The organism is Niallia sp. Marseille-Q9988, assembly GCF_976954375.1.
Genome location: NZ_CDRJSZ010000014.1, coordinates 1 through 12,151 on the forward strand (window position 1 = coordinate 1; position 12,151 = coordinate 12,151).

Consider the following 12,151-nt stretch of genomic DNA (forward strand, 5'->3'; position numbering starts at 1 on the left):
CAGCGAGAAAGTCCGAGACCCTGCAGGAGCGTAGCGACGAAGCGGCTCGGCGCTCGCCCCATGGAAAGCAAGTGGTCACCTCGGAAAACAATTTACACATCTAAGTTTAAAAGGCGGTTACGACCAAGCATCAATAGCTATCAGTTTTTCAGTGGTCTCCGCAGCGCAGCGAGGAGGCTCAGCTTCCTCCCCGGCGCATCGACCGTCTGTAGCGCAATGGAACGACTTAGTTTTTACACTTGAATATATTTAAAACCATAAATAACTAATATGAAAAAGTAGCATATTTAAGAGCCAAATTAGAGATTGTTCGTCTTTAAAGATTAGTTATTTAGATTTGTCCCAGCCTCTTTTTCTTATTGTTCGAGCGAACCAACAATAACTAACTTACCTGTATCCAAAACTTCCTCGTATTTAGATGCTTCTGCTTCAGTTAAGCCGACTGATTGCATTTTAGAACGCAATTCGTCTCCTCTTTTTCGGAAAACATTGCTGATAGAATCAAGTAATCCTTGTTCCTTCATGGATACATTTCCTGTTTCTGTCGCATTTGATAAATCTTCTGATCGGTCTTTATCATGTGCGAAAATATAAATATTTTCCTTTTTATAGCCTTGGTTTTCTAACGAATTAATAATATTACTTGCTTGTACACCATTTTCTACTACTTCAACTTTATACATAATGATAACCTCCTATTATAATAGTGGAATTTATCTATGTATTTTATATAGCCTTCTGTAAACAAGATGAAACACCTAATCTATTGGTAATATTTTCATCTTTCGACATTGGGAAATTGTACATAGATAAATATCCCCACAATCGACAAATTTCCTTATATAATAAAAGAAGAGATTAATAGAAACAGGAGGGGTCGAATGGTAAGCAAAAGAGAAAAAGAACAAATTAATCGAGAACTACGAGCAGGAAAAAAGGAGCAAGCAAGTGCAACAATGGAGATAAATAACAGAAGGGGGATTCGTTTTCCCTCATTTGGTTTATATAAAGTAAAGAGAAGGCTAAATAAAAAAATCATGCTTTTTTTAAGTATTTTAATCATACTTTTAATAGTTGGGATAGTTGGATTGTGGAAAATTGCTTTTCCGAAAGAGCCTGTTGTAAAAACAGGAGCGTATTTAGAACAGATGAAAGATTTATCGACATTAGCCACTTCTCAAGCCTTTGTAAAAACGATCTTAGAAAAAGAAGATAATGAGATTTTTGGAAAAGAGATTGAGACAAATATTCCTGGAACAAAAAGAAAGATATTGTTAGTTGTACCGGGAACACTTACAGCAGGAGTCGATTTATCAAAATTAACGGAAGACCAACTTAAAATCAACGAAGAAGAAAAATCGATCACCATTTTATTACCTAAAGCAGCTTTTCTTCAAGATCCTGCTATTAATTTTGATGAAGTAGAGACTTATTCTGTTTCTGGAATTTTTAGAGGAGATGTGGAATGGGAAGAAGCCTATAGTTTAATGGATGAAGCAAAGGAAGTCATGAAGGAAGAAGCAATAGACCAAGGTATTTTAGTGAAAGCGGAGGAAAATGCTGAAAAAATATTGAAGGAATTCTATGGAAGACTAGATTATTCTGTTCAAGTAAGCTTTGAAGGGGAATAAAGGAGGGAGACGGGATGGCTACATCCTGGGAACAGCTATTAGAAAAGGAGCGCCAAAAGGATTACTTTATCCAATTAGAAGCATTCTTAGAAAAGGAATATAGTGAATTCACTATTTATCCAAAAAAGGAAGACATCTTTAATAGTTTATCATACACAACTTATGAAAAGGTGAAAGTAGTCATTTTAGGACAGGATCCTTATCACGGTCCAAATCAGGCACATGGATTAAGCTTTTCTGTTAAGCCAGAAGTGAAAATACCGCCATCCTTAAAAAATATTTATAAGGAGCTATATCATGATTTGGGCTGTCCGATTCCAAATCATGGCTATTTAAAAAGCTGGGCCGAGCAAGGGGTACTATTGCTAAATACGGTTTTAACGGTTCGCACAGGTCAAGCTAATTCTCATCGTGGAAAAGGGTGGGAAAAATTTACAGATCAAGTGATACACATGTTGAATGAGAGAGAGGAGCCAGTCATTTTCGTGTTATGGGGTAATCCAGCTCAAAAAAAACTTGCTCTCATCAACCAAGAAAAGCATGGCATTATCTTATCAACACATCCAAGTCCCCTTTCAGCCCATCGAGGGTTTTTAGGAAGCAGGCCGTTTTCTACCATTAATAGAATGCTTGAAAATAGAGGGAAGACTCCTATTAATTGGTGCATAGATGATTTTTTAGTAAAAGAATAATATAATAAAGGAAATATATAGGCTGTGGATTATAGCACTAGCTTTCAAAAAAAGCTAAAAAAGCCCAAACAAAGAAAGTATGCGGATTTTTGTTGGCTACTTCGTTTTCTGGTTTATTTTAAAGCTGGGATACTTATGTCCCAGCCTCTGCTTGTGTTTTTCTTTAATGGATTAAGAAAGGGTATGGAATGGAAAAGAATAAGGTAAATTGTTATAAATGTAAGTTCTACTATGTAACATGGGATAGTCAGTTCCCTAAAGGATGTAAGGCGTTTCAATTTAAAGGAAGAACGATGCCTTCCGTTGAAGTAAAGAGAGCATCTGGACAAGAGTGCCTTCGTTTCCAGGCAAAAGGAGGGATGAAATGAATATATCTGTACAGCAATTGTTAGCTAAAATAGAGGATCAGTTACTAGAAGCAAAGACAAGCGATTCGGATGCAAGAATAAGGGAAAGAGTTTACGCTATTAAATCCTTATGCGAATTAGTACTTGAACAAGAGGGGAAAGAAAGCATAACCTACCAGCACCCTGTGCAAAAGCCATCCTTCCAAGCTATGCAAGCACCATTAACCATTCCAAAACAACAACCGATACAGACACAAACAAATAAAATAAAGATGGCTGAAGGAAATAGCGATTCTTTATTTGATTTTTAGATCGGATAGTTTTGTAAATGAAGGAATTTCATGATACCAATAATCTGCAAGAAAAAGGAGATAAAAATGAAAACTTTTATCATTATTGGAGCCATCAATGCATTATTGTCCGTTGGTTTAGGAGCCTTTGGTGCCCATGGTCTAGAAGGTAGAATTCCAGATAAATATTTGGAAACATGGAAAACGGGAGTAACATATCAAATGTTCCATAGTACAGGCTTAATACTAATTGGCTTGCTCTTAGGGAAGTTTCCAGCAAGCAGCTTGTTAAACTGGGCAGGGTGGCTAATGTTTATTGGCATTATTCTATTTGCAGGAAGCCTATACATATTGGCAGTTACCCAGATCAAAGTACTAGGAGCTATTACACCAATAGGTGGCGTAGCATTTTTGACCGCGTGGCTATTAGTTATTATCGCTGTATGGAAGTGGATGTAAGAAGATAAATAAAAAAGGATAGGTGAGCAGAAGATAAAATGTTCTTACCTATCCTTTTTTTCTTGATTGAAGGATAAAATTTTTAGTAGAGAGGATGCTCTTGAAACAAATGATTAAAAAATTTACGGAAATAAGCAAAAAAATGAAAGGCTTTATTAGTATCGTTTTACTTACCTTTATAGGCTCGATTATTTTTGTTCATAATAACTACTCTTTTTATGAAAGGCCTATAGTGGAAGTAGTAAAAACGGAACTACTAAACCAAGCTGAAATAAAGGATCATGTAAATAATAAAGATAAATTATTTACACAGCAGATTATTGGAGAAGTAAAAAACGGAGAGGAAAAAGGGAAGCAAATATACCTAACGAATGAATTTACTTCCTCCAAGGCTAATAATGATGAATATCATATTGGAAGCGAGTTATTCGTTCATATCGATTCCGAGGTAAGAGAATGGATACCTCAAAGGAAGTGTTGACGATGTAAAACGGGATAAATATTTGTTGATGATTACGTGGGTTTTTATTTTTTCCTTATTATTTGTAGGTAAATGGCAAGGACTGTTTTCTCTGTTTAGTTTAGTCATTAATGCCATTATATTATCGATTGCATTGGATGTTTATGTAAACACTTCAGAGAAAAGTCTCCTTATAATTTGTAGTATCAGTGTTATTATATTTACGATTATTTCTCTTATACTCGTAAGTGGACGAAATGAAAAAACATATGCAGCGATTATAGCAACCTTATTAGGTACTTTTCTTTCTTTAGCCATTACTTACTTCGTTTTATGGGTAACTTCAGAAAAAGGTCTTCGCTATGAGGAGCTACAATTTATTACTCGTCCTTATAAATTGGTTTTTCTAGCGGGATTATTTCTTGGGTCGCTCGGTGCTGTGATGGACGTAGCTATTACGATGTCTTCTTCCATATTTGGATTATATGAAAAGAATAACAATATATCAGTTAAAGCGCTAATAACATCAGGAAGAGAGATTGGAAAAGATATAATGGGAACCATGACGAATATTTTGCTCTTTGCCTATATTAGTGGAACAATACCAATGCTTATCCTTTATTTTAAAAATGCGTCGCCATTAGGTTTTACACTCTCGATGAATCTATCATTAGAATTGGCACGAGCGCTAGCTGGCGGTATAGGAATTGTGTTAACGATTCCGATAGGTTTATATATAACTATTTTTTTCGTTAACAGAAAGCGAGCAAGCGAATGAATGTATTAGTGGTGCTAGGTATTATTTTATTTATCTTAATGAGCATTATAGGTGGAACGAAGGGAGTAAATTCGTTTTTTGCACTATTCTTTAACTTTAGTGTGGTTATTATTATTACGATTTTCATGACTAACCCAAGCATAAATCCGATTATCCTAACCTTATTTGCAAGTATAGTAATTAGCTGTATCAACCTATTTTATATTAATGGAGTGAATATCAAAACAAAGACGGCATTCTTATCCACCATGATTACGATTATTCTTCTGCTCGTGTTTATTCTCTACCTATCGAATAAAGCAATGATTCAGGGATTTGGGGTCGAAGAATTAGAAGAACTTAGTATGTTTTCCTTTACTATCAGTGTAGATTTTATTAAAATTGGCACTTCTGTAATTATCATGAGTACAATTGGTGCCATTACAGACACAGCCATGGCCATCTCATCGCCAATGCGTGAAATTCATTTTCACAATCCTCATATTAGTAGAGGGGAATTATACAGGGCTGGATTAAGTATTGGCAAAGATATTCTAGGAACAAGTACAAATACATTATTTTTCGCTTTCTTTGGCGGATATATTGCCCTGCTAATTTGGTTTAAGGACTTATCCTATTCAATAGGAGAAATCATCAATTCAAAAATATTCAGTGCAGAAATGATTACAATTCTGAGTGCAGGAACTGGTGTTACACTTGTCATTCCTATTACTGCATGGATAACTGCTTACTTTTTGGTGAAGCATAAAATATCTAAATAGCTTGTATAACGTAAAAAAGGGACTTTTTCCATTCCCTTTTTTATAAGCTGAAAGTATTATAAAACAAAAAAGTACACCACTATATAAGTGATGCACTAATAATATTTTAATAACATAGGCGCTTTTGACTTATCTAGGCGGATATGTAGTTAGATTTGGTGCTGCAACGCCATACGGATATTCATACTCAATTTCTTCGTCAAATGTAACGTAATCCACATATAGCATTGGAATTAAATAGCGAGTTCCTGTTTGTGGATCACTTAAGATAAGATGATCTCGCCCTGCAGCTTCAATAATGCCTTTAAAGATTTTTGCATTCCATTCTCTGTTGTTTTCAAATGTTGCATATACAGTTGCTATTTTCCCTTTGTTTAGGCGTAAAATATTCTCAATATAAGACGCTTCAATTGGCAGCTGTCCTGGCAAGGTAGTAGGTGTTGCACTTGGTGTAGGTGCAGGAGTAGGTGTAGGTACTCCTTGCTGAATCGGTGCTTGTGGCTGATACATTTGCTGATTCCCGTAGGTAGGAATTTGTCCGGGGAAATTCCCGTAGCCCTGCGGATAACCATAGTTTCCATAATTAGATTGACTCATTTTCATCCCTCCATTGTCTTTTATCCAATCTTCACAACATACTTCCAAGCATCGAAGTTGACCATAAAATGTAGAAATTAGAAGTAGACGGTGAATGTTAATTCATTCATAGGTCATCGCTCACTATTTCATCCTATGAGGAAACAGAATAAGTTATGACAAGGAGTTGCAATTTAAATAGAAGAGGTTATTAAGAAGGACTAGGTGAGGAACGTATATTGCCTTTAAGAGGCTTCAAGCAATATGAATTTTAACAATTGCTTAAGGTATATGATATATAGAATGTAGGTTTAAGAAAGCTATATGCGTTAAAAAAGGAGCGTTCTCTAAAAGTTTTGCTCCGTCATAGATTAAAAACTATACAAAGTTAAATTCTTTTAGAGAACTACTCCCATTTATTCATTTACATGTAGATAGTCTGTTATTGCCTCTTGTTTAAGAATGGTTCCTACAAAGAAAGAGCCGAATTCACCATAGCGAGCGCTCACTTCATCAAAACGCATTTCATATACTAGTTTTTTGAATTGAAGAACATCATCAGAAAATAATGTTACTCCCCACTCATAATCATCAAAGCCAACAGATCCCGTAATAATCTGTTTTACTTTCCCAGCATATTGTCTACCAATCATCCCATGGCTACGCATTAAGTCTTTACGATTTTCCATCGGAAGCATATACCAGTTGTCTTCCCCTTGACGACGCTTATCCATTGGATAGAAGCATACATAATTGGATGTCGGAAGGATAGGGTATAATCTTGCTTTCACATATGGATTTTCATACGGGTCTTTATCAGAATCCGATGGTAGATAATTGCTTAATTCTACAACAGACACATAGGAATGAGCTGGAATTGTAAATTCAGCTAGCTTTGTTTTGTTGAATTCTGTTTCTAGTTGCTGTAATTCTTCCATAGTTGGGCGCAGAATCATCATCATAAAGTCTGCTTTTTGTCCAACGATTGTATATAGGGCATGGCTGCCGCTAGTATTTTCCTGAACAACGTTCCATTTTTCCAAGAGTCCTTGAAATTCGTTGATTGCTGCTTGTCTCTCTTCATCAGGTAACATTTTCCAGGTTGTCCAATCTACAGTTCGGAAGTCATGAAGACAATACCAGCCATCTAATGTTTTTGCCGCTTCACTCATTTATATGTTCACTCCTTATTTAATAACGTTTATATGATTTTAACTATATCATAGTTTCTCCAGATACAAACGGAATAAACCTTGAGTAAATTGTGAACAAATTGTGACTGATATAAAAAGAAGTTTGAAATAGCACAATAAAGTATAAGGAAGATAATTATAGGGAAATATCAGATTGTATAAAGGGAGCATTTCATCCATATTTACTTTTATCTCATATGTATGAGGAACGTGAACTAATCGTGTTTTTGGGGGATAAAATTAGAAAAAAGTAAGGAATATTCCTTGAATTTTTACCATGGTAGAGTATCCTAATAAGTGTACATAAAAAGGAGGAAGAAATTTAATGAGTGATTTATTTACAAGTTTAAAAGAAAAAGTAACTGGTCAAAACGTGAAGATTGTTTTCCCAGAAGCATTAGATGAAAGAATTTTAAAAGCTGCTGGTCGTTTAGCAGAAGATAAAATTTTAATTCCTGTTTTAATTGGTGACATAGAAGAAGTTCAAGCTAAAGCAAACAATCTAGGTGTTTCTTTAGAAAACGCTGAAATTTATGATCCAAAGAAATATGCTCAGTTCGATGCACTTGTTGCTTCTTTTGTAGAAAGACGTAAAGGAAAAGTAACAGAAGAAGATGCTCGTAAAATCCTATTAGATGAAAACTATTTTGGAACAATGCTTGTATATGCTAACCAAGCAGATGGTTTAGTAAGTGGCGCGATTCATTCAACAGCTGATACTGTTCGTCCAGCTTTACAAATCATTAAAACAAAACAAGGCGTGAAAAAGACTTCTGGTGTATTCATCATGGTTCGCGAAGACGAGAAATACGTATTTGCTGATTGTGCAATCAATATTACTCCAGATAGACAAGACCTTGCGGAAATTGCTGTGGAAAGTGCAAAGACAGCAAGAATGTTTGACATTGATCCACGTGTTGCGATGTTAAGCTTCTCTACAAAAGGATCTGCAAAATCACCAGAAACAGAAAAAGTAGAAGGTGCTTTAGCGGAGGCTAAATTAAGAGATCCATTATTAGTTATTGATGGTGAATTCCAATTTGATGCTGCATTTGTTCCGTCTGTAGCAAAACAAAAAGCTCCAGATTCTCCAATACAAGGGGATGCAAATGTATTTGTATTCCCAAGCTTAGAAGCTGGAAATATTGGCTATAAAATTGCACAGAGACTAGGTAACTTTGAAGCAGTTGGACCAATTCTTCAAGGACTAAATGCTCCTGTAAACGACCTTTCTCGTGGATGTAACGAAGAAGATGTTTATAAATTAGCTCTAATTACAGCAGGTCAAAGCTTAACGAAGTAATTTTTTAAGAAGGGCGTCTCCTTAAAGTTAGGGAGGCGTCTTTTTTGAGTTTCGCTATTTATCCCTCCCCTTATCCCACTTATGCAGAAGGATCATTATAAAATTTTAAAAAGGAATAATTAATAAAGAGTAGCAACTATGCTTTAAAAAGCTGATATTATTTAAAATAAACATTACCCATAAATAGAGAATCATAAGGAAATTAAGGAAGGGAGTTATAAGATTTATGGAAATAAGATGGAAAAGGGAAGACGTTGTTTTTGAAACATTATGGGAATCAGAAGTGTGGGCAGATTCAATAGCTAATGAGATTTATGGAAGAACTATTGATGGATATATAACTCTTGATTATAAAATAGCTTATGCTCTTTCTTTTTTCTTAGGATCCGTTCCTCATTTTGTTGTACATACCGAAAAAAAGGTATTAGACAATGTTTTTATATACAAAGTTTGGGTAACCCCTGGGCCAAACTAAATGAAAGTCTATCAATTTTTTTACTATTGGAGTGAAGATTTTTCTTCTAGGTTTATTTATAACTGAATTTGTTTATACTGTTTTTTTGAAAATAAACGGAAAAATTCCGTTTAAATGGGGAAATATCCATACTTCCTTAAAAATAAGGGACATTTTTTCGTTTATCGTATCCAAATCTTTGAATTTTGTCTTATTTAGAGCAGTTATTCGGAATATCTCCGCTTATATCTGCTGATTATGCTCGCTCTATATACATTAGCCGGAAATTCTCCGCCTATTTTTTTCATATTACAAGAAAATAAATAATAACAGAGCCTTCTTTTAAAAAAATAGTATGAAAATTACCAACAAAAACGAGAAGATATCTTTTGAAATAGCTCTAATTTCGTTATAATAAATCATTGTGAATGAATAATAAGACTATATCTTTAAAAAAGAGAATAGATGGTTGTTTAAACAAAAAGGAGCTAAGTGATGGTCGGCAATACTAGTTTGTTAAAACAGGATAAATGGAGAATCATCGATCAGTCCACAACAGGTTTACATGTATCAGCACTGCATTCATTTGGAATGGATGATACTTTATGTTCTTCTGTTGGAAGCGGGATAGTACCTGCTACTGCAAGAACTTGGGTACATGATCGGACGATTGTATTAGGGATACAGGATACGAGGCTACCTCATTTAAAAGATGCGTTAGCTTTTTTAAAAGAACAGGGCTACCAATATATTGTTCGTAATTCAGGTGGTTTAGCTGTTGTTTTAGATAAAGACGTGCTAAACATATCTCTTATTCTTCCAGAGCAGGAGAAACGAATTGATATTAACAGTGGCTATGAAACGATGTTCGAATTGATTCAATATATGTTTCAGGATTATGGCAAATGCATGGAAGCAAAGGAAATTGTGGGTTCCTATTGTCCAGGAAGCTATGATTTAAGCATAGATGGCAAAAAGTTTGCGGGAATTTCACAGAGACGCTTAAGAAGCGGAGTAGCTGTTCAAATTTATCTTTGCGTAAATGGAAGTGGGCAGGAAAGAGCGGACATCATCAAACAATTCTATTCTTCTGGTCTACAAGGAGAAACGACAAAGTTTGAATATCCAGAAATAAATCCTGAAGTAATGGCATCTTTAGCAGAATTGTTAGGAGTGTCTTTAACAGTCGATCAAGTGATGACTAAATTGCTACTCGCTTTAAAAGATCATGCCGAGTTTTTATTTGCAGATCAATTACAGGAAGAGGAACTACCGCTATTTGAATCCTATTATAATCGAGTTGTGGAAAGAAACGAGAAAATCATGCAGGCATTTCGATAAAATCAAAAAGAGGATAAGGAAGGGAATTTTAGTGAAAATATCCCTTTCCTTATCCTCTATTTATAATCGAGAATTTGTTGCCATCTCCTATTTCTCTCTTTTTTACCCAGTCCCATTCCGCTTTATAATCAATCCAGCTCTGGCGCCTATCAGCTAGCAAACTTCGGTCTCCTCCCTACGATAAGTCAACATCGACTCACTAGCGTTCGTCGTGTTTCCTTTATCTCAGTCGAAGCCCTCCAGTTTGTACGCTGATAAGCAAGGCGCCTCCGCTTTTTAATCAATCCAGCTCCAAGGGACCAACGGCTGATGGGCTTCTCACCATTTCCCTACGATAAGTCAACATCGGTTCACTAGCGTTCACCGTGTTTCCTTTATCTCAGGAAATGCTGCTCCACCCCACACGCCGCTAAACGGTCCCATTCCGCTTTATGATCAATCCAGCTCTGGCGCCTATCAGCTAGCAAACTTCGGTCTCCTCCCTACGATAAGTCAACATCGACTCACTAGCGTTCGTCGTGTTTCCTTTATCTCAGTCGAAGCCCTCCAGTTTGTACGCTGATAAGCAAGGCGCCTCCGCTTTTTAATCAATCCAGCTCCAAGGGACCAACGGCTGATGGGCTTCTCACCATTTCCCTACGATAAGTCAACATCGGTTCACTAGCGTTCACCGTGTTTCCTTTATCTCAGGAAATGCTGCTCCACCCCACACGCCGCTAAACGGTCCCATTCCGCTTTATGATCAATCCAGCTCTGGCGCCTATCAGCTAGCAAACTTCAGTCTCCTCCCTACGATAAGTCAACATCGACTCACTAGCGTTCGTCGTGTTTCCTTTATCTCAGTCGAAGCCCTCCAGTTTGTACGCTGATAAGCAAGGCGCCTCCGCTTTTTAATTACTCTGCGACTTTTTCGAGGTTTCCGTTTCTGTCCATTTTAAATTTGGTTGGGCGCTCGTCTTCTTCTAGTACTACTAGTTTTCGGGCTCTGTTCATGATTTTCATGAGTGTTTCGTAATCTTCTTGCATTGTTTCTGAGTTATTTTCGATTTGATGTAGTTTTTCTTCTAATTCTTTGTTCCGGCTTCTAATTGTGTCCATTTCTCTTTTTAAACGCTCATTCTCGCTTTTTAAGATTTCTAGCTGTATAGGGGCATTGCGGAAATTTTGTAAGTAGGAAAGAACAGTGTCAAAATTTAGTGTACCAGCTTGGCTATGGTTTCCTGCTGGATAGGCAGGCGCTTTTTTTGTTTCGTATACTGGAATTTGCTGTACTTCTTCCTCTGTTTCCTCTTCTGATTGATAGTTTACAAGCTCTTCTTCTTGTTGACTAGTAACATTTGTATCTAATGTTTCTGTTGTAAATAATGTATCCATAGCATCCATATCCACGTCCATCGAGCCCATTTCTAAGCTTGGGGAAGCAGTAAGAGCTTCGAGATCATCCACTGTTGGTACTGGTGGTGAATATAATAGTTTCTTCTTTCCACCTTGATCTTTTCCTAAAATTCGTTGTCGTTGCTTACGTTGCTTTTTGGCAAGCTGAAGTGCCTTTTCATATTGATGGCGAACGACTGCGTTCCAGCGGAATCCACATGCTGCTGACGTTCTATTTAATTTATCCCCAACTTCTTCAAAGGCGTTTAGCTGTGTGCTTCCTTCTCTAACATGTCTTAAAACCGTTTCTGCTAATAAAAGATCATTTTCTTCAGACCATGCGTCTTGTCTAACTTTCATTTCTAACCCAACTCCCAACTTAATCACGATAAATAAATATTTCTAGTTTCATCATTTCCAGAAAAGTATTTGTTTATACAAAAGAAATACAAGGATAGTAGATTTTTTTATAGTTTAGGAAAAATACAAATA

General features: G+C 36.1%; 13 protein-coding genes and 1 pseudogene. 10 read left to right on the top strand and 4 right to left on the bottom strand.

What is annotated here, in order from left to right; genetic code table 11:
- Positions 1 to 356: 356 nt before the first annotated feature.
- Entirely contained in the window at positions 357 to 683 is a 327-nt protein-coding gene (locus tag ACWNMZ_RS21075) for a general stress protein (RefSeq protein ID WP_031540142.1), read from the bottom strand.
- A 198-nt stretch (positions 684 to 881) separates the two neighbouring features.
- Between ACWNMZ_RS21075 and ACWNMZ_RS21080 the strand changes: the two genes are divergently transcribed.
- The 7 genes and pseudogenes from ACWNMZ_RS21080 to ACWNMZ_RS21110 all read left to right on the top strand — a co-directional run bounded on the left by ACWNMZ_RS21080 (position 882) and on the right by ACWNMZ_RS21110 (position 5,418).
- Positions 882 to 1,631, top strand: coding sequence for a DUF4230 domain-containing protein (locus tag ACWNMZ_RS21080; RefSeq protein ID WP_441132283.1), 750 nt, complete (start codon positions 882 to 884; stop codon positions 1,629 to 1,631).
- 14 nt (positions 1,632 to 1,645) lie between these two features.
- On the top strand, positions 1,646 to 2,323 hold the full coding sequence (locus tag ACWNMZ_RS21085; protein ID WP_251629982.1) for a uracil-DNA glycosylase: 678 nt from the start codon (positions 1,646 to 1,648) through the stop codon (positions 2,321 to 2,323).
- 188 nt (positions 2,324 to 2,511) lie between these two features.
- Positions 2,512 to 2,691 (top strand): hypothetical protein, encoded by a 180-nt coding sequence (locus tag ACWNMZ_RS21090; protein WP_031540148.1) that lies wholly within the window; start codon positions 2,512 to 2,514, stop codon positions 2,689 to 2,691.
- Positions 2,688 to 2,981, top strand: a complete 294-nt coding sequence (locus tag ACWNMZ_RS21095; RefSeq protein ID WP_449598874.1) for a YwdI family protein — start codon at positions 2,688 to 2,690, stop codon at positions 2,979 to 2,981. The genes ACWNMZ_RS21090 and ACWNMZ_RS21095 overlap by 4 nt, the downstream gene beginning before the upstream one ends.
- Positions 2,982 to 3,047: 66 nt before the next feature.
- Positions 3,048 to 3,419: a DUF423 domain-containing protein gene (locus tag ACWNMZ_RS21100; RefSeq protein WP_441993963.1), complete on the top strand. Its 372-nt coding sequence runs from the start codon at positions 3,048 to 3,050 to the stop codon at positions 3,417 to 3,419.
- A gap of 100 nt (positions 3,420 to 3,519) precedes the next feature.
- Positions 3,520 to 4,657, top strand: a pseudogene (locus tag ACWNMZ_RS21105) (YibE/F family protein).
- On the top strand, positions 4,654 to 5,418 hold the full coding sequence (locus ACWNMZ_RS21110) for a YibE/F family protein (RefSeq protein WP_441132278.1): 765 nt from the start codon (positions 4,654 to 4,656) through the stop codon (positions 5,416 to 5,418). Before ACWNMZ_RS21105 ends, ACWNMZ_RS21110 begins: the two are co-directional and overlap by 4 nt.
- A gap of 129 nt (positions 5,419 to 5,547) precedes the next feature.
- Here ACWNMZ_RS21110 and gerQ read toward each other — a convergent pair whose 3' ends face one another.
- On the bottom strand, positions 5,548 to 6,015 hold the full coding sequence (gene gerQ / locus ACWNMZ_RS21115; RefSeq protein ID WP_441132277.1) for a spore coat protein GerQ: 468 nt from the start codon (positions 6,013 to 6,015) through the stop codon (positions 5,548 to 5,550).
- Positions 6,016 to 6,410: 395 nt separating this feature from the next.
- Positions 6,411 to 7,166: a hydrogen peroxide-dependent heme synthase gene (hemQ, locus tag ACWNMZ_RS21120; protein ID WP_031540155.1), complete on the bottom strand. Its 756-nt coding sequence runs from the start codon at positions 7,164 to 7,166 to the stop codon at positions 6,411 to 6,413.
- 346 nt (positions 7,167 to 7,512) lie between these two features.
- Between hemQ and pta the strand changes: the two genes are divergently transcribed.
- The 3 genes from pta to ACWNMZ_RS21135 all read left to right on the top strand — a co-directional run bounded on the left by pta (position 7,513) and on the right by ACWNMZ_RS21135 (position 10,285).
- Complete coding sequence (gene pta / locus ACWNMZ_RS21125) at positions 7,513 to 8,490, top strand: phosphate acetyltransferase (RefSeq protein WP_251629991.1); 978 nt, start codon at positions 7,513 to 7,515, stop codon at positions 8,488 to 8,490.
- A gap of 232 nt (positions 8,491 to 8,722) precedes the next feature.
- Positions 8,723 to 8,965, top strand: coding sequence for a hypothetical protein (locus ACWNMZ_RS21130; RefSeq protein WP_031540341.1), 243 nt, complete (start codon positions 8,723 to 8,725; stop codon positions 8,963 to 8,965).
- Between the two features lie 474 nt (positions 8,966 to 9,439).
- The gene (locus tag ACWNMZ_RS21135) at positions 9,440 to 10,285 is read left to right on the top strand and encodes a lipoate--protein ligase family protein (RefSeq protein ID WP_031540340.1); all 846 of its coding nucleotides are present in this window, start codon (positions 9,440 to 9,442) and stop codon (positions 10,283 to 10,285) included.
- Between the two features lie 894 nt (positions 10,286 to 11,179).
- Here the strand turns inward: ACWNMZ_RS21135 and ACWNMZ_RS21140 are convergent.
- A complete protein-coding gene (locus tag ACWNMZ_RS21140; protein WP_449598875.1) occupies positions 11,180 to 12,019 on the bottom strand; it encodes an RsfA family transcriptional regulator in 840 nt (279 codons plus the stop codon).
- Between the last annotated feature and the right edge of the window lie 132 nt (positions 12,020 to 12,151).